The following is an 18,334-nucleotide window of genomic DNA, read 5'->3' as shown; positions in this document are numbered from 1 at the left end:
AGCCAACCCGGTTATGATGGCCGGACATAAACAGAAGCCCTTCGCGCAGGTTGGAACGATGAACATTTTTGCCGATTTCGATACCAGGATCAAAAACGCGCTCGAGACCCTCGATCTCGTGAAAGAGAACCGCGACAAGGTCGATTTCAGTCGAATTACCGTCGAATCCCCGCGCGATCTGAGCCATGGCGATGTCGCAACCAATGCCGCCATGGTGCTGGCTAAGCCGCTTGGCACCAATCCCCGGGCGCTGGCCGAACTCATCGTGCCGGCACTTCAGGCGGATGGCGATGTCGACAGCGTCAATGTCGCCGGTCCCGGCTTCATCAACCTCAAGGTCTCCGTCGGTTACTGGCAGCGTCTTCTTGCCGACATGATCGGGCAGGGCATCGATTTTGGCCGCTCGCAGATCGGTGCCGGTCAGAAGATCAACGTCGAATATGTCTCCGCCAATCCGACCGGCCCGATGCATGTCGGCCATTGCCGCGGTGCCGTGGTGGGTGACACGCTGGCGAACCTGCTTGGCTTTGCCGGCTACGGCGTGACCAAGGAATATTACATCAACGATGCCGGATCGCAGATCGACGTCCTGGCGCGTTCCGTCTTCCTGCGTTACCGCGAAGCACTCGGCGAAGATATCGGCGCCATTCCCTCCGGTTTTTATCCCGGCGACTACCTCGTTCCCGTCGGTCAGGCGCTGGCGGATGAATATGGCATCAAGCTGCGCGCCATGCCCGAGGAAAAGTGGATGCCGATCGTCAAGGACAAGGCGATTGCTGCAATGATGGCGATGATCCGCGAGGATCTGGAGACGCTGAACGTCAAGCATGACGTGTTCTTCTCGGAGCGCACGCTGCATGAGGGCAATGGCGGCCCCATTCTGTCCGCCATCAACGATCTGACGTTCAAGGGCCATGTCTACAAGGGCACGCTGCCGCCGCCGAAGGGCGAATTGCCGGAGGACTGGGAAGATCGCGAGCAGACGCTGTTCCGTTCCACCGAAGTGGGCGATGACATGGACCGCGCGCTGATGAAGTCTGACGGTTCCTACACCTATTTCGCCGCCGACGTTGCCTATTTCAAGAACAAGTTCGATCGCGGTTTTTCCGAGATGATCTATGTGCTCGGCGCCGACCATGGCGGTTACGTCAAGCGTCTGGAAGCCGTCGCGCGCGCCGTCTCGGAAGGAAAGTCGAAGCTGACGGTTCTTCTGTGCCAGCTCGTCAAGCTCTACCGTGATGGTGAGCCGGTGAAGATGTCGAAACGCTCCGGTGATTTCGTCACGCTGCGCGATGTTGTCGACGAAGTGGGTCGCGATCCGGTGCGATTCATGATGCTTTATCGGAAGAATTCCGAGCCGCTGGACTTCGATTTCGCAAAAGTGACCGAACAATCGAAGGATAATCCGGTCTTTTACGTGCAATATGCGCATGCCCGCTCAATGTCGATCTTCCGGCAGGCGCAGGAAGCGTTTCCGGGGCTTGCTCCCTCTGCGGAAGAGATGGCGGCATCTGTTACTTTGATCAGCGATATCAACGAGTTGCAGCTGATTGCAAAACTCGCCGAATATCCGCGTCTGATCGAATCCGCTGCCCTTTCGCATGAGCCGCACCGGCTTGCTTTTTACCTATATGATCTCGCCAGTTCCTTCCATGGACACTGGAACAAGGGTAAAGACCAACCGGAATTACGTTTTATTAACGATAAAAACCGAGAATTGAGCATTGCCAGACTTGGGCTGGTGAATGCTGTCGCAAATGTTTTGAAGTCTGGCCTTACGCTTTTAGGAGCGGACGCACCTGACGAGATGCGATAACATATCACCATTATTTGCTCACAATACGCTGGCAAGAGCTGCAATGCGTAGATGGTGGAACACGTAATGGTCGAAAAAAATGTCGCGTATAACCGGGACGCCCGGTCCGAAGGCTTCGCTGACAACGATCCTCTGGCAGAACTGGCGCGTATCGTCGGCTTCGAAGATCGTCCTTCGCATGCGGGTTCCGAGGCTGCGCCATCGGCTACCCGCCGCGAGCCCGAATTCAATCTCGAAGATGAGCTTCTGAGGGAATTCGAGGTTTACGACGCGCCGCATGCCGATCCGGTCGTTCTTGATCCGGCAAACGATGTTCGTGCCGGCATCCACCCCAACGACTTCATGCAGCGTGTCGAGCAGGTCTTCGCCCGCCGCGAGCCGGAGCTTTCTCCCGTGGCCGAGCCGCAGGTCGAGGCCCGGTATGCGCCGGAGCCGATGCCAGCCTACGAGGTTGCACCCGAGGTCACGGAAGAGCCGCTTCCGGAGGTCGATCAGGCCTATATCCACAATTACGTCGAAACCTCGACGCAGGACATTCGAGCGGATTTCCGTGACGATGCCGGCGCGGTTGCAGAAGTTTTTGATGTGCATTCGCGCCAGCCGCGTGCTGCCGAGCCGGTGGTTTACCAGCAGGCCGCCCAACAACTGGCATGGGAAGGGCCGCAGGCCATTGAGCCAGCCCAGCCCGAATGGCACGCCATGCCGGAACTTCCGGCCGACGTTTCCAGCAACATTCCTTCTTCGCATGGTTACGCGCCGGAGCCTCAGGGCTTCGATCTTGCCGATGAGGTGGAGATCGCGGTTGCCGAGGAAGCGCCCGCACCCGTTTCCGTGCGTCCGCCTTCGCAGGGCGGTCGTTCTTCGCTGGAATTTTCCAGCCTGCGCCTGCCGCTTGCCAATTTCGGCGCGCGTCGCGATGTTTCGGCTGTTGATCCGCGGCGGGTCGAGCCAAGGTCTGAACAGCAGCCCGCAGCCCGAACCGAGCCGCAGGTCGAGCCAGTACCGGCACCTGCCGTCATTCAGGCGGAAGAGACAGCGCCAGCATTTATGCCTCCGGTCGCTGAAGCCTTCGTGCCCGCAGCGCAGACTGCAACGCCTCCGGTCGTTCAGAAGCCTCTTGCGACCAATCTGTCGCCGATGGACGAGCTGATCTACGACGTCGCGAAATATTCCATTCCCGGCCGTGGCGAAGAACCCGTTGTCCAGTCTACGCCGGTCGTTCAGGCCGCACCCGCCGTTCAGGCTGCAAGGGTGGAGCCGCAAGTTGCTGCGACGCCCGTGCGGACAACGCCCGTTGCCCCCGCTGCCCCTGTTCAGGAGCCGGATTTCAGCGATTTTGCAGGCTTCAACGACGATGATTTCGAGCTTGCGCTTGACGATCTCGATCTTGATCTCGACCTTTCGGAAATTGCCGAAGCCGAGGTCGCACCTGCGCCCGCGCCGCAACCCGTTCGCCAGCAGCCGGTTGCTCCCGTGGTCGCTGCCGCCGCACCTCAGGCCGCACCTCAGCCGGTGAGGGAACAGCCCGCACCCCAGCCGCGCGTTGCGCCTGTCGCTGCGCCGATTGCGGCAGCTGCGCCCGTTCCGCCGCGTCCGGCCGCGCCTGCGCCGCAGCCGGTTGTGCCGCAGACGCTGGAAAGCCTGCCTTTCGACCCTTCGCAGATCGGCGAGACGGAAGAACATCCGGAAACCATCGTCGAGATGGACGTGCCGGAACTGCCGGTCGGGGTTTTCGAACCCAAGCCGGTTGCTCGACGCCACGAGGAAGATCTCGATATCGATACCGAGCTTGCGACGCTGTTCGCCCCGGCAGTCGCTGGTGGCCTTGACCGTCACAAACATGCGGAAAACCGGGGTGCTGCCCCGCAGGCGCGCGCCGCCCCTCAGGCTCCGGAAGAAGCCGACGAGTTCGAGCGGGCGCTGGAAGAGGATTTCCGTCGCTCCATGCAGGAGGCAGCGGCTTCTCGCGGCAATGCGCGTGATGCCGAAAACACCTATGTCAATCATCAGGCGGCCTATCGCGATGAGGATGAACGCGGCGGTCGCCGCTGGATCATGCCGGTTGCGGCCGCAATCGGTCTGGTTCTTGTCGGTGGCGGCGTTTACGCGCTGATATCAGGCGGTTCGTCCAGCACGGGTTCCAATGGTGCACCGGTCATTATCTCCGCCGACAATGATCCGATGAAGGTCGTGCCGGAAAATCCGGGCGGTCGCATCGTCCCCAATCAGGACAAGGCGGTTTATGACCGCGTGGCCGGCGGCAGTGCTGCCGATCCGAAGCAGCCCGCGCTGATTTCCAGCAGCGAGCAGCCGGTTGATGTGGTTCAGCGTACGCTGATCCCCGAACAGCTGCCGCTGGAAGGTGAAAACGACGCCGATATGGAAGCAGCCGCCGGCACGCCGGTTGGCGAGACGGAAGATCCGCGCCTGCTTTCGCCGGAAGAAAAGGCCGCGCAGAACGAAGGTGCGGGTGCAACCGGCGTGTCACCACGCAAGGTTCGCACCATGATCGTCAAGCCTGATGGCACGCTGGTCGCCCAGGAAGTCGATGCACCGCCAGCCCAGCCGCCGAAGGCCGACAAGGTCGCGGAGCTTGCCGCGCCCCAGACCGCCAAGCCGGGTGAGGGCGCTCCCGCCGTCATCGCCGCTTCGCGTGTTCCGGTTGCGCCTGAACAGGCCGCCGCACAGCCGCAGGCTCACACGCCGGCCACGCCCGCCTCGCAGACGGCAGCACCGCTTCCTTCGGCGCGTCCGTCCTCGCAGCCATCCAATGTCGTGGCAACCGTCACCAACCAGGGCAATGTCCGTCCCGCTGCCACCGCTCCGGTCCAGCCGCCGGCCGCGCAGCAGCAGACAGCCGCAGCAACGACAAGCACTCCTTCTGCCGGTGGTTATTACATCCAGATCGCGTCCCTGCCGAGCCAGGCGGAGGCCCAGAAGTCCTACCAGAACATGTCGGCCAAGTTCGGCTCGGTCATCGGTGGACGTGGCGTCGACATCAAGGCCGCCGAAATCGCCGGCAAGGGAACGTTCTACCGCGTCCGTATCCCGGCGGGTGACAAGAACGAAGCCGTGGCGCTGTGCGAAAAGTTCCGCTCGGCCGGCGGTAGCTGCCTGGTGGCGCGCTGATCGGGAGCATCGGGGCCGCAAGTCCCCGCTGTAACGACCGTCACGTGAACGGTGTTTCCTTTGCCGTCATGCCGGACTTGATCCGGCATCCAGCCACGGCGCGTCTGCGCCGTGAGAAGAGTCTCTCGCGATCAAGGACTTGATCGCGCTGGACCCCGGATCTAGTCCGGGGTGACGGGCGTCAAACGTCGCCGTCCCCTCCAAAGGTCGAGACTTATTGAGGCTTTCTTTCCTTCCATTCTGTAACAGGCGTGACATCATGACCGATTGCAAAGCTATGATCCTCGGATGCGGTGGCTTGACGCTTTCCGCTGACGAGATTGCCCTTTACCGTGACCAGCAGCCGTGGGGTTTCATCCTGTTCGGGCGCAATATCGGTGATGCGCAGCAGATCGCCGATCTCGTCGCCTCCATGCGCGATGCCGTCGGGCGGCCCGACGCCCCGGTTCTGATCGATCAGGAAGGCGGGCGGGTGCAGCGCATCAAGCCGCCGATCCTGCAGGCCTATCCGAATGCCCGCATTCTCGGTGAAATTTACGAGCGCGACCACGAGGAAGGCCTGCGGGCTGCCTGGCTGATGTCGCGCCTGCATGCCTTCGACCTCACGAAATTCGGCATCAATGTCGATTGCCTGCCGGTGCTCGACGTGCCGGTGGAAGGTGCAAGCAACGTCATCGGCAACCGCGCCTATGGCTATGCGCCGACCATGGTGGCCGAGATGGGGCAGGCAGCGGCCGATGGCCTGAAGGCTGGCGGCATGCTGCCGGTGATGAAACATATGCCGGGGCATGGCCGCGGCATGGTGGATTCGCACCATGAACTGCCCGTGGTCGATGTGCCGCTCGATGAGCTGGATGCCCATGATTTCGTGCCGTTCCGCGCGCTTAACCGTGAATTGATGGCCATGAGCGCGCATCTGGTCTTCAACGCCGTCGACCGGGAGCGGCCCGCCACCACCTCTGCGAAGGTGATCGAGGAGATCATTCGCGGGCGGATCGGCTTTGACGGTTTGCTGATGTCGGACGACAGCTCCATGAATGCGCTGAAGGGCACGCTGGGCGAGCGCGCCGCGAATATTGTTGCGGGTGGCTGCGATATAGTCTTGCATTGCAACGGCGTGATGAGTGAAATGCTGGAGGTCGTGAAGGAGGTTCCCGTTCTTTCCGGCCGTTCGCTGGAGCGGGTGCGGGCCGTGGAAGCGGGTTTTCCCGCCGCCGATGCCTCCGACGAAGCTGAACTGAGAGCCGAATTCAACGCCATGTGGGCCGTTTCCTGACAATCGGGCGGCGGCCTCGTAATAGGGACGACAGGCCGGACGCCCGGCGGATGGAACAATGGCCGCAGACAAGTCTCGCAATTCGACGCCTATGGACAAGCTCTGGCAGGATGGCACGCCGGAGCGGCTGACGGGCGAGGCCGGGCTGGTCATCGATGTCGCGGGTTTCGAAGGCCCGCTTGATCTTCTGCTGCACCTTGCCCGCACGCAGAAGGTCGATCTGTCGCGCATTTCGGTGCTGGCGCTTGCCGAGCAATATCTTCAATTCGTGGAAAGCGCGCGCCGCGTGCGCATCGAGCTTGCGGCCGACTATCTGGTGATGGCGGCTTGGCTCGCCTTTCTCAAATCCAAGCTCCTCATTCCGCAGCAATCCAAGGATGACGGTCCCTCGGGTGAGGAAATGGCCGCGACGCTGGCCTTCCGGCTGAAACGCCTGGAAGCGATGCGCGAGGCGGCCGAAAGGCTTGTCAACCGCGCCCATCTCGGCCGCGATATCTTCGCCCGTGGTGCGCCGGAGCATATTCCGCATATCAACCGCTCGGCTTACGAGGCAAACCTCTACGATCTCCTGAGCGCCTATGCCAATCTGCGGCAAAGACAGGCTATCACCCAGGTGACGATTGAAAAACGGCAGGTCTGGTCGCTGGTGGAAGCACGGGAACTTCTCAACAGCCTGCTCGGCGATGTCGGTGAATGGACCGTGCTCGACCAATATCTGCTGCAATATGTGCCCGACCCCGCCATGCGGGTGACGGCGATCGCCAGCGCCTTTGCCGCCTCGCTGGAGCTGGTGCGCGAGGGGTCGCTGCAAATCCGCCAGGAGGGCGCCTTCCAGCCCATCTATATGCGCAGGAGCGAGAGAGACGATCGCGCGGTGAATGCCGAAAGGACTGACAATGACGAATGACGACGAGACCGGCGAAGCCGCCATTGTGGCAGATGGGGTGGAAATCGAACCCACGGTATTTTCCGAACGTCAGCTGAAGGAAGCCGAGCGGATCGCCGAGGCACTGGTCTTTGCCTCCGCCGAGCCGGTTTCGGTCGCCTTCATTGCCGAGCGGCTGCCGCGCGGCATGGATGTTGTCGCCATCCTGCACCGGCTGAAGGCCGCTTATGTCGAGCGCGGCGTCAATCTCGTGCAGGTGGGCGGGCAATGGGCGTTCCGCACGGCGGGCGATCTTTCCTTCGTCATCCGCTCGGAAGAGAAGGAGCCGAAGAAGCTCTCGCGCGCGGCGCTGGAAGTTCTGGCGATCATAGCGTATCATCAACCGGTGACACGTGCCGAAATCGAGGAAATTCGGGGTGTACAGACCTCGCGCGGCACGCTTGACGTGCTGATGGAAGCGGGCTGGGTGCGTTTCAGGGGCCGCAGGCGCACGCCGGGCAGGCCGGTGACGATCGGCACCACGGTTGAGTTTCTCGATCATTTCGGACTTGAGGAATTGCGGGACTTGCCGGGCCTTGAGGAACTGAAGGGTGCAGGGCTGCTTTCTGGCCGAATTCCATCCAATTTCGGCGTGCCCCTGCCGATGATGAGCGACGAATTGCGTGAAGACGAAGACCCGATCACGCAGCTCGATCTGGAAGAATTGGGCCTGCTTGCGCCCAGTGGCGGCGACGGCGAAGAATGATTGATCGTCTCGCCGGCGACAAGACGCAAAAACTTTATGTTCACTCCCCGTTGAAGCGACGATTTGTTGTTTGAAAAAGCCTTTCAAACATCTTACATCGTCTGAAAGCGAAATTCAGGAGTTTTAGTTATGGGTTCTTTTAGTGTGTGGCATTGGCTCATCGTTCTGGTGATCGTTCTCGTCCTCTTCGGACGCGGCAAGATTCCGGAACTGATGGGTGATGTCGCGAAGGGCATCAAGAGCTTCAAGAAGGGCATGTCCGACGATGACGCAACGCCTCCGCCGGCGGCCGATGCCAATACCACTGCCAAGACCGTCGACCACAAGGCTGACGAGATCAAGTAAGCGGCTTATTGCCGCTTGGTGTGAGACTGGCGTTAGGGTCTCGGGAGCATATTGATGTTAGATATCGGCTGGAGCGAGCTTCTGGTGATTGCGGTCGTGCTGATCGTGGTCGTCGGGCCGAAGGACTTGCCGCCCATGATCCGCGCCTTCGGCAAGACGATGGCGGGCCTTCGCAAGATGGCGGGAGACTTCCGCACCCAGTTCGACGAGGCCTTGAAAGAGGCTGATATGGACGATGTGCGGCAGACGATCTCCGATGTCCGCAATCTCAATCCGACCAATTCGCTGCGCGATGCGATGAACCCACTTCGCCAGCTCGGAAACGAGATCAAGTCCGATCTCCAGAAGGCGACGGCTGCACCTGATTCCCTGTCGTCGACACCAGCGCCTGCAACGAGTGAGCCGGTGGCGCCGCTGGTCAGCGTGCCCGAGCCGGAGATGAAGCTTCCGGATGCGCCGCCTGCCGTGGGCTCCTCGTCTGCTGTATCCGCGCCGGTCACTGCGGTTGCCGCTGCGGAAGAAAAGCCGAAACGGGCGCGGGCGAAATCGGTTGCGACCGTCGAAGCCGAAACGGTGGCCGCCAAGCCGAAACGCGCCGTCCGCAGCAAGTCTGCCGAAGCGTTAGAAGAAACTGCTGTGTCGAAACCTACCGTGAAGGCTGTCGCCAAGAAGGCTGCCGTCAAGAAAGCGGCGGCTGAGAAGGCGGTGGCGGAAGCCAAGCCGGCCAAATCGGCGAGAACAAAGGCTGCAAAGCCCAAAAAGGATGAAGCATGAGCGGGGACATCGAGGATAAGCCGCAGCCGCTGATCGAGCATCTCATGGAGTTGCGCACGCGGCTGATCTGGTCGCTCGGCGCATTTTTCGTCGCCTTCATCGCCTGTTTCGCCGTTGCCAAACATCTCTTCAACCTGCTGGTCATTCCCTATAAATGGGCCGTGCTCTGGGCGGGGCTCGATGTCACGAAATCGTCGCTGATCTATACCGCGCCGCAGGAATTCTTCTTCACGCAGATCAAGGTCGCGATGTTCGGCGCCATGGTCATCTCTTTTCCGGTGATTGCCTCGCAGCTCTACAAGTTTGTCGCCCCCGGTCTCTACAAGAACGAACGCGCCGCTTTCCTGCCGTTTCTGATCGCTTCGCCGATCCTCTTCCTCATCGGTGCGGCGCTCGTCTATTTCTTCTTCACGCCCATGGTCATGTGGTTCTTCCTCGCCATGCAGCAATTGCCTGAGGATGGCGAGGTGGCGATTTCACTGATGCCGAAGGTGTCGGAGTATCTGAGCCTCATCATGACGCTGGTTCTGTCCTTCGGTCTGGTGTTCCAGCTGCCTGTCGTCACCACGCTTCTCGCCCGCGTCGGACTTCTGACCAGCGACTGGCTGCGCGAGAAGCGCAAGTTCGCCATCGTCATGGCCTTCGTGGTTGCAGCGGTGCTGACGCCGCCAGACCCCATGTCCCAGATCGGTCTTGCGCTGCCTGCGATCATTCTCTACGAGATTTCCATCTACATGGCTCGACTCGTGGAGAGGAAACGTGCGGCGGAATCCAAAAGCACGGAGCTGGAAGAGACCTGACGCTTCGCCACGGTCTTCCCGCTCATTTAATTTCCTCGCGCCGGGCCCTTCGCCCGGCGTTTTGCTGATAAAACGCGGGCGGCCAACAACAGTCTGGAACGACGATGCACGACATTAAATGGATACGCGAAAACCCCGAAGCCTTTGATGCGGCTCTTGCACGGCGTGGCGTCGAGCCGACCGCCAGCGGCCTGATCGCTCTCGATGAGAAGCGCCGTTCCGTCATCCAGTCCCTGCAGGACATGCAGTCACGCCGCAATGCCGCCTCCAAGGAAATCGGCGCCGCCATGGCGCAGAAGAACATGGAGCTTGCGGAAAAGCTCAAGGCCGAAGTCGCGGACATCAAGGAGAACATGCCGCGCGCCGAGGAGGAGGACCGCCAGGTCACCGCCGAGCTGAACGATGCCCTGTCGCGCCTGCCGAACATGCCCTTCGACGATGTGCCTGATGGCAAGGACGAACATGACAATGTGGTGGCCCGCGTGGTCGGCCAGAAGCCCGGCTGGAACCATGAGGCCAAGGAGCATTTCGAGATCGGCGAGGCGCTCGGCTACATGGATTTCGAGCGTGCGGCCAAGCTTTCCGGCTCGCGCTTCACCGTTTTGACTAGCCAGCTGGCGCGTCTGGAACGGGCGCTCGGCCAGTTCATGATCGACCTTCACACCTCGGAACATGGCTATACGGAAGTCTCCTCGCCGCTGATGGTGCGTGACGAGGCGATGTTCGGGACGGGGCAATTGCCGAAATTCTCCGAGGACCTGTTCAAGACCACCGATGGCCGCTGGCTGATCCCGACGGCGGAAGTGACGCTGACCAACCTCGTGTCAGGTGAAATCCTCGAGCAGGAGAAACTGCCGCTGCGCTTCACCGCGCTCACCCCGTCCTTCCGTTCGGAAGCGGGCTCCGCCGGCCGTGATACGCGCGGCATGCTGCGCCAGCACCAGTTCTGGAAGTGCGAGCTTGTCTCCATTACCGATGCGGAAAGCGCTGTCGCCGAGCATGAGCGCATGACGGCCTGCGCCGAAGAGGTGCTGAAGCGCCTTGGCCTGCATTTCCGCACCATGACGCTGTGCACGGGTGATATGGGCTTTGGCGCGCGCAAGACGTATGATCTGGAAGTCTGGCTGCCTGGCCAGAACACCTATCGTGAAATCTCGTCCTGCTCCGTCTGCGGTGATTTCCAGGCGCGGCGCATGAATGCCCGTTATCGCGGCAAGGACGACAAGGCCACGAAGTTCGTGCACACGCTGAACGGTTCCGGCACGGCCGTCGGTCGCTGCCTGATCGCGGTTCTCGAAAATTATCTGAACGAGGACGGTTCCGTCACAATTCCAGAGGTGCTGCTGCCCTATATGGGCGGTCTGAAGCGCATCGAGAAGGCGGCCTGAGGTTAAGGCGTTCTTTGCGCTTCCGTCATTCCGGCCTTGAGCCGGAATCCAGCCAGCCCAAGTCCTTGGGCTGAAGAGGTTTTTCCCGCCGCGCAGACGCGCGTCGGCTGGATGCCGGATCAAGTCCGGCATGACGGTCATGGGGATGCGTCCATGAGAGACAATATCAGTCCTTTCCCAAGGGCGTAGCAGCGGAGAGAGAGATGCGGATTTTGCTGACGAATGACGACGGTATTCACGCCGAAGGTCTGGCCGTGCTGGAGCGAATCGCCCGCACGCTTTCGGACGATGTCTGGATCGTCGCCCCTGAGACCGATCAGAGCGGGCTTGCCCATTCGCTGACGCTTTCCGAACCGCTGCGGCTGCGCAAGATTTCCGACAAGCATTTTGCGCTGCGCGGCACGCCGACCGATTGCGTCATCATGGGCATTCGCGAAGTCCTGCCTGAGAAGCCCGACCTCGTGCTCTCCGGCGTCAATGCCGGCGCCAACATGGCCGATGACGTCACCTATTCCGGCACCATTGCGGGTGCCATTGAAGGCACGCTGCAGGGCGTGCGGTCCTTTGCGCTCAGCCAAGCCTTCAGCCATGCCGAAGGCCGGGTCGTGCCGTGGGAAGTCACCGAGACCTATGCGCCGGATCTGTTGCGCAAGCTGATGAATGTGGATCTGCCTGACGGCACTTTCCTCAATCTCAATTTCCCCAATTGCGCGCCCAAGGATGTGCAGGGCGTGTCCGTGACCGGGCAGGGCAAGCTCGATTTCGGCCTGACGGTGGAAGAGCGCCAGGACGGCCGTGGTTTCCCCTATTACTGGCTGCGTTTCGGCGAACGTCTCGGCACCTTCCGCGAAGGCACGGATATCCACGCTTTGAAGCACGGCAAAATCTCGGTCACGCCGCTAAAGCTTGACCTGACGGATTACACGGTCAAGGATCGGGTTGCGCAAGCGCTTGGATTCGGAGTCGCCGATTGAAATCTGCCATGGTCGAAAAGGAAGGTTTTGCCGCTCTCGTTCTGCGTCTGCGGGGCGAGGGGATTTCCGATCTTGACCTTTTGACGGCGGTCGAGCAGACGCCGCGTTCCAAATTCGTGCCGCCGCAATTTGCTGCCGACGCCTATTCCAGCCGGACGATCCCGATCGACTGCGGTGCCTTCATGGAAGGCGCCGACATGGCGGTGAAAATCCTTGCCCGCCTGCAATTGAAGCCGGGCCAGCGTGTGCTGGAGATCGGCACCGGCAGCGGTTTCATGACGGCGATCATCGCGCGCCGGGTGGAGCGCGTCTTTTCGCTGGAGCGTTACAGGACGCTGGTGCAGCAGGCGCAGAACTGTCTGGATGATCTTTCCATCCGCAACGTCGTCATTCGCCAGGCGGATGGCAGCAACGGGCTTGTGGGCGAGGGTACATTTGATCGTATCGTCTCCACGGCCGCCTTCACCACCATGCCCCGCTTTTTCGCCGAACAGATCGTCTCCGGCGGCATGATGATCGCGCCGATCATCCTTGAAGACGACCGCTGTGTGATGACCCGCTTTTCCAAGACCGGCAGCCGCTTCGAGAAGGAAGAGCTGTTCGAAGCGCCCTATCTGCCGCTCAGTACCCATATTGCGCGTCATTTGTGACAAGATGAAAATTTTGAAGACGTTCCATTTTTGTCTTCGAAAGTTCTAAATTATCGCAACTATCTGATTTTCAATATCATTATTGTCCCAACATGACGCATCCCGTTTTCGTCATGGTTATCGAAGTGTCAAAAAAGCGCCAAACGGCTTAACGTTTTAACGGCGTGGTAACACTAACGCGCTTTAATCATAAACATCGACGCATGGTTTTCCCGGGATCGGGAAATGGGCCTTGCAAGAAGTGAAGTTTGTGCCGGATCGCATGTCGATGCGGCGGGTTGGCGTCAGTGTAGATCGAGTCATGCGTATGAGACATTCGTCTAAAATCGGAAAATCAGTCGCAAAAATGTTCGCAGCGGCATTGCTGGCAAGCGTCGCAACGGGCTGTAGCTCGGATGCAACGCGGTTCAGCGGCCTCTTTTCCAGTGGACCGGATCAGATGACGACGGCGTCAATTCCAACCCGGCAGGGTGGCGGTGCTTACGGGCAGGCCCCTGTTCCGCAGGGCGACATGAATGGTGGTTACGCCTCTGCCGCGCCGCAGGGCGGCTACGCCAACCAGAACATGGCGGCCAATTCCTATCCGCCTTCCGGCGGTTACGGCGGCAACGTTCAGCCTTCCACAGCCCGTTCGGCTTCGGCCTCTCCGGTGCAGCGCTCCGAACTGTCGGCGCCGACGGCGGTGGCGAGCCGCGATCCGGCGACGCGCAACGAAGCCATGGCCCAGCCTTTCCCATCCGCACAGCGGCAGGCCGCACCCTCTCTTGCAGCGCCCGCGCAGCAGGCCGCCGCTCCGGTCGCCGACAATCTCACCACTGCAACCGTCCGCTCCGACAAGAATGGCTGGCATACGGATGGTGCTTCCTCGGTGACGCTGCGTCCCGGTGAAAGCATCACGACCCTTTCCAACCGCTACGGCGTTCCTGAGAAAGAACTGCTGCGGGTCAATGGTCTGAAGACAGCCTCTTCGGCGCAGGCCGGCCAGTCGATCCTCATTCCGAAATTCGGTCAGGTTCGCAACGCCGCCAAGGATGCAGCCGGCAACATCGCGCTGAACCGCAATGGCGACCAGCCGACACCGCTGCGCAGCCCCGAGGGGAATGTGGCCGTGCTGCCGTCGCAGGCGGCGGCCCGGGACAAGGTTTCCTCTGATGCCGGCAAGCTCACGCCTCCCGGTGGCAAGCCCTTGCCGCCAAGCGGTGGCTACAAGGTTCAGCCGGGCGACAGCCTGGCGAAAATCGCCCGTGAAAACGGCGTATCGGTTGCCGCACTGAAAGCCGCCAACGGCATTTCCAACGAGAGCATCCGTGTCGGCCAGACGCTTGCCATGCCGGGCGCCGGCACCGACGGCATCAAGACGGCCTCCGTTCCCGCCAAGGAAGCGGCAAAGGCAGTCGAAACCGCATCCGCCAAGCCGGAGCCTTACAAGGCGCCTGCTGCTGCCGCGACCGCACCGTCGGCACCCGCCGCCACGGCAAGCGTCAGCGATATCGAGAAGAAGTCTGACATGGCTTCCGTCGCACCGGAATCCACGGGCATCGGCAAATATCGCTGGCCAGTCCGCGGCGCTGTCATCAACAATTTCGGCGACAATGTCGAAGGCAGCCGCAACGATGGCATCAACATCTCGGTTCCCGAGGGCACGCCGATCAAGGCCGCTGAAAACGGCGTGGTCATCTATGCGGGCAACGGCCTGAAGCAGCTCGGCAACACGGTGCTGGTGCGCCACGACGACGGCAAGGTCACGGTTTACGGCAACGCCGCCAATCTCGACGTGCAGCGTGGCCAGAAAGTACAGCGCGGCCAGACAATCGCCACATCGGGCATGACGGGCAGCGCCAAGCGTCCGCAGGTTCACTTCGAAGTTCGCAAGGATGCGACACCGGTGAACCCCTCCAGTTTCCTTGAATAGGTATTGCGTCTCAAGGATTGACGAAGCCGGGTCTAGAGCCCGGCTTTTTCATTTTGGGGGTGGTGGAGAGCACGAGGTTTGGGAACCAGTGGGCAGGCGTTGCGGGTTCTCTGGCGATTCCTTCTCCGTCATGCCGGACTTGATCCGGCATCCAGTCGACGCGCGTCTGCGTGGCGAAGAGAGTCTTTCAGCCCAAGGACTTGGGCTGGCTGGATACCGGCTCAAGGCCGGTATGACGGAGGTGGGGATGCCGCCTAAGCGCCAAAGCCGCCCGATCCGCTATGTCTAGTTACGCCCTCACTAACCCAACCGTCTTTTCGATGAAATCGGCAATGGCGGCGGTATCGTCGAGATCGAAGACGGGAAGGGTCGTGCCCATCACCGCGTGGTCGGCGGCAACCGCGATGATATGCGGATCGGTGGGCGCAAGCGGTTCGGTTTTCGCCGCCTCCAGCCGGCGCGCCTCGATCTTCGGCACCGGCTCGTATTTATAACCCTCGATCAGCACGAGATCGCAGGGGGCGAGGCGGGAGAGGATTTCCTCGAAGGAGGGTTCCGGTTCGCCGCGCAACTCATGCATGATGGCGAAGCGGGTGCCGGAGACGATAGTGACCTCGTGGGCGCCCGCCTGCCGGTGACGCCAGCTATCAGCGCCGACCTTGTCGATATCGAAATCATGATGGGCGTGCTTGATGGTGGAGACGCGGTAGCCCCGGGCCGTCAGCTCGGTGACGATGCGCACCGCAAGGCCGGTCTTGCCCGAGTTTTTCCAGCCGGCAATGCCGAAGACCTTTTGTGCCGTCATGTCGCGAGGCTCTCCAGATGGCTTCGCGCCAGGGCCAGTTCATCCGGCGTGTTGATGTTGAAGAAAGGGTCGAGGCTGCCCTTTGCGGTTTCCAGCGGCGGAAAGGCTATGCCAATGGTGATGTGTCGTGCCAGATAGGCGCGGATCCGCCGGTTCGCATCGTTCTTCAGCCAATCTTCCAGATCATCGGCAAGCGCCACGGGCCAGAGCGCGAAAACCGGATGAAGCTGGCCGCTGGAGGCGGCGATGACGATCGAATCTTCCGATATGTGTTCGCAAAGGCGGGCCACGAGATCATCGGGGAAAAAAGGGCTGTCGGCGGGCACCGTCAGGAAATGGCTTCCTCCGGCTTCGTGCTTTTGGAAGTGGCGCATGCCGGCGAGAACGCCGGCCAGCGGTCCGGCATGGCCGCTTACGGTGTCTGGCAGCACGGGCAGGCCGAAGCTTTCGGCCCAGCCATTTGCCGCATTGATGGTGATATCGCAGACCTGTGGGGTGATGCGGCGCACGACGTGGGAAAGCAGCGGTGTTTCGCCCAGCATCACCATCGCCTTGTTGGTGCCCATGCGCCGCGACAGGCCGCCGGCGAGCACGAGACCGGGTATTCTGGAAGGGGCCGTCATTGCCGCTTCTCCTGCAGCCTTACGACATAGGTGGTGAGGAGGGCGACAAGGCCGGTCGCCAGCATCACGATAAGGAGCGGCCAGGTTCCGTCCTCCCTGGACAGGACCGAGGAGGCGAGTACCGAAAGCACTGCGCCGCCGCCAATGGTCATGGCGCCGCCGAGACCGGATGCCGAGCCAGCCAGATGCGGCTGGACGCTGACCATGCCGGCATTGGCGCTCGGCAGGGTAACACCGTTTCCGACACCGATGAGGGCGAGCGGCACGAAAAACGCATAGGCGCTTTCCGCCCCCGTGGAGATCAGCACAATGGCCGTGACGATGCCGGCAATGGCGATGACATTGCCCGACAGCATCATGCGGGTGATGCCGATCTGGCTGGCATAACGGCCGGAGACGAAGTTGCCGAGCATGTAACCGCTGGCCATGAAGAAGAATTGCAGGCCAAGCATGGCCGGGGCAAGGCCATAAAGCACGCTGCCGACGAAGGGCGCGCCGCCGAGGAAGGAAAAGAACATGCCGGACGAGAAGGTCGAGGTCAGCGCATAACCCCAGAATAGCGGCGAGCGCAGAAGCTCGGGCCAGGCATGGAACTGTTGCGAAAAGCTTGCCGATTTGTTGTGGTTGGTTTCGCCGAGATCAAACCAGGCGAGCGCCAGAATGCCGACGCCGAGGAGGGCGAGCAGCGCGAAGCTCGATTGCCAGCCGGAAATGTCGTTGAGCAGGCCGCCAACCGTCGGGCCGACCATCGGCACCACCGACATGCCCATGGTGACGTACCCGATCATCGAGGCCGCCTGTTCCATCGGCACCATGTCGCGCACGATGGCGCGGGCGAGCACGAAACCGGAAACGACGGCCGCCTGTGCCACGCGCCCGATCATGAAGACGGTAATATTGGGCGCCAGCATGCAGACGAGGGTGGCGACGATCATGATCGCGATGCTGGCGAGCATGACCGGGCGGCGTCCGAAGAGATCGGATAGCGGGCCGATGATGAGCTGCAGGCAGGCGGTAGCGGCGAGATAACCCGAAACGGCAAATTGCATGACCGCGTAATCGACCTCGAAATAAAGCGCCATGGCTGCAAGCGAGGGCAGGAACACATTCATGCACAGGGCTGCGACGCCGGCGATGACGACCAGCGTGATGATGTGGGGCGGGGTGGTCCGGTCAAGAAAACGGCCGCTGTTCATGTCACTCTCCCGCCTCTTCCGTAACGGCAGTTTTCGTTACGGAAGCCGGCCGCACCGTGGTTGCGGCCGTGGGCGTTGCGGCGGCGCGCTTGGCCATCTGCGAACGCTTGCGCAGGCTTTCGCGGTAGAAGGTGTAGAGACCCGAACCGATGACGATCATGGCGCCGATGATGGTGAAACTGTCGATCTTTTCATTGAAGAAGAACACGCCGATCATGAAACCCCAGAGCAGGCTGGTGTAACGGAACGGCGCGACGAAGGAGATTTCGCCGGTTCGCATTGCCAGAATGATCGCCTGATAGCCGACCAGCACCAGAATGGCGGATCCGGCAAGATGCGACAGGATCATGAAGTTCATCGGTTGCCAGCCGCCGAAAGGCTGGATTAGCAGGCCACCCACCGCCATGTTGACGAAGGCGGTAATGACGGTGATGGCGAGCGAGGGCACATCGGCATACATTTTCCGGGTCAGAAGATCGCGTGCGGCGGTAACCGCCAGCGAGGCGACGACCAGCAGGGCGCCTGACGTGAAGCCTTCCGGGCCGGGCCTGATGATGATGAGCACGCCGATGAAACCGGTGATGATCGCCGCCCAGCGCCGCCAGCCGACGGGTTCGCGCAGGAAGAGTGCGGCACCCAGCGTCACGATCAGCGGCAGGGACTGCAATATGGCCGAGGCGTTGGAAAATTCGATGAGGCCAAGCGCCGTCAGATAGAGAACGGCGGCTGTCACTTCGCAGAGACAGCGCAGGATGATGATGGGCCGGAGCAGGGTTTTCAGGGGCCGGAGCGCGCCGAAATGCCGTGCTGCGATGTAGATCAGCACCACCGTCATGATGCCGCGCACGAACATGATCTGGCCGGTGTTGATGTAGGGGGTGACGGATTTCGTCAGCGCGTCGTTGGCCGTGAAGCTTGCCATGGCGAGCGCCATCAAGAGGGCGCCGCGCGTATTATCCGTCAATGCCATTCCATATGATCCCAGACCATGCGCAATCTTGCCCCGATTGCCTCT

The 18,334-nt window shown here is 61.2% G+C and carries 16 protein-coding genes; 12 read left to right on the top strand and 4 right to left on the bottom strand.

Annotation, left to right across the window (positions count from 1 at the left end; genetic code table 11):
- Window positions 1–58: 58 nt before the first annotated feature.
- From argS to JZY08_RS07425, 12 genes are all read left to right on the top strand, one after another.
- Window positions 59–1,816: an arginine--tRNA ligase gene (gene argS / locus JZY08_RS07480; RefSeq protein ID WP_216331448.1), complete on the top strand. Its 1,758-nt coding sequence runs from the start codon at window positions 59–61 to the stop codon at window positions 1,814–1,816.
- A gap of 66 nt (window positions 1,817–1,882) precedes the next feature.
- Window positions 1,883–4,945, top strand: a complete 3,063-nt coding sequence (locus JZY08_RS07475; RefSeq protein ID WP_216331447.1) for an SPOR domain-containing protein — start codon at window positions 1,883–1,885, stop codon at window positions 4,943–4,945.
- 259 nt (window positions 4,946–5,204) lie between these two features.
- Window positions 5,205–6,221 (top strand): beta-N-acetylhexosaminidase, encoded by a 1,017-nt coding sequence (gene nagZ, locus JZY08_RS07470; RefSeq protein WP_216331446.1) that lies wholly within the window; start codon window positions 5,205–5,207, stop codon window positions 6,219–6,221.
- A 58-nt stretch (window positions 6,222–6,279) separates the two neighbouring features.
- Entirely contained in the window at window positions 6,280–7,128 is an 849-nt protein-coding gene (locus tag JZY08_RS07465; protein WP_035242442.1) for a ScpA family protein, read from the top strand.
- Entirely contained in the window at window positions 7,118–7,852 is a 735-nt protein-coding gene (gene scpB, locus JZY08_RS07460) for an SMC-Scp complex subunit ScpB (RefSeq protein ID WP_003495655.1), read from the top strand. Before JZY08_RS07465 ends, scpB begins: the two co-directional genes overlap by 11 nt.
- Window positions 7,853–7,981: 129 nt before the next feature.
- A complete protein-coding gene (locus JZY08_RS07455) occupies window positions 7,982–8,197 on the top strand; it encodes a twin-arginine translocase TatA/TatE family subunit (protein WP_035223099.1) in 216 nt (71 codons plus the stop codon).
- A 54-nt stretch (window positions 8,198–8,251) separates the two neighbouring features.
- The gene (tatB, locus tag JZY08_RS07450; RefSeq protein WP_216331445.1) at window positions 8,252–8,971 is read left to right on the top strand and encodes a Sec-independent protein translocase protein TatB; all 720 of its coding nucleotides are present in this window, start codon (window positions 8,252–8,254) and stop codon (window positions 8,969–8,971) included.
- On the top strand, window positions 8,968–9,771 hold the full coding sequence (gene tatC, locus JZY08_RS07445) for a twin-arginine translocase subunit TatC (RefSeq protein WP_003495662.1): 804 nt from the start codon (window positions 8,968–8,970) through the stop codon (window positions 9,769–9,771). The genes tatB and tatC overlap by 4 nt, the downstream gene beginning before the upstream one ends.
- A gap of 104 nt (window positions 9,772–9,875) precedes the next feature.
- Window positions 9,876–11,159 carry a serine--tRNA ligase gene (serS, locus tag JZY08_RS07440; protein WP_216331444.1) on the top strand — a complete coding sequence of 428 codons (1,284 nt, stop codon included), beginning with the start codon at window positions 9,876–9,878 and terminating at the stop codon, window positions 11,157–11,159.
- Between the two features lie 203 nt (window positions 11,160–11,362).
- The gene (surE, locus tag JZY08_RS07435; protein ID WP_003495666.1) at window positions 11,363–12,133 is read left to right on the top strand and encodes a 5'/3'-nucleotidase SurE; all 771 of its coding nucleotides are present in this window, start codon (window positions 11,363–11,365) and stop codon (window positions 12,131–12,133) included.
- Complete coding sequence (locus tag JZY08_RS07430) at window positions 12,130–12,783, top strand: protein-L-isoaspartate(D-aspartate) O-methyltransferase (protein ID WP_167373900.1); 654 nt, start codon at window positions 12,130–12,132, stop codon at window positions 12,781–12,783. The genes surE and JZY08_RS07430 overlap by 4 nt, the downstream gene beginning before the upstream one ends.
- A 346-nt stretch (window positions 12,784–13,129) precedes the next feature.
- Entirely contained in the window at window positions 13,130–14,695 is a 1,566-nt protein-coding gene (locus tag JZY08_RS07425) for a LysM peptidoglycan-binding domain-containing M23 family metallopeptidase (RefSeq protein WP_164056159.1), read from the top strand.
- Window positions 14,696–14,984: 289 nt separating this feature from the next.
- Here the strand turns inward: JZY08_RS07425 and mobB are convergent, their stop codons facing one another.
- The 4 genes from mobB to JZY08_RS07405 are packed head-to-tail and all read right to left on the bottom strand — an operon-like array spanning window position 14,985 to window position 18,289.
- Window positions 14,985–15,500: a molybdopterin-guanine dinucleotide biosynthesis protein B gene (gene mobB / locus JZY08_RS07420; protein ID WP_216331443.1), complete on the bottom strand. Its 516-nt coding sequence runs from the start codon at window positions 15,498–15,500 to the stop codon at window positions 14,985–14,987.
- Window positions 15,497–16,123, bottom strand: coding sequence for a molybdenum cofactor guanylyltransferase MobA (gene mobA / locus JZY08_RS07415; protein WP_216331442.1), 627 nt, complete (start codon window positions 16,121–16,123; stop codon window positions 15,497–15,499). The genes mobB and mobA overlap by 4 nt, the downstream gene beginning before the upstream one ends.
- A complete protein-coding gene (locus tag JZY08_RS07410; protein ID WP_216331441.1) occupies window positions 16,120–17,319 on the bottom strand; it encodes a multidrug effflux MFS transporter in 1,200 nt (399 codons plus the stop codon). The genes mobA and JZY08_RS07410 overlap by 4 nt, the downstream gene beginning before the upstream one ends.
- Window position 17,320: 1 nt before the next feature.
- Window positions 17,321–18,289, bottom strand: coding sequence for a DMT family transporter (locus JZY08_RS07405; RefSeq protein ID WP_216331440.1), 969 nt, complete (start codon window positions 18,287–18,289; stop codon window positions 17,321–17,323).
- Window positions 18,290–18,334: the final 45 nt, after the last annotated feature.

The sequence above is a fragment of the Rhizobium sp. X9 genome (assembly GCF_018873185.1).
In the GTDB taxonomy this organism is placed as follows: Bacteria; Pseudomonadota; Alphaproteobacteria; order Rhizobiales; family Rhizobiaceae; genus Agrobacterium; species Agrobacterium oryzihabitans.
Note: the sequence above shows the minus strand (reverse complement) of the source record. Positions and strands in the feature narration are given on the sequence as shown.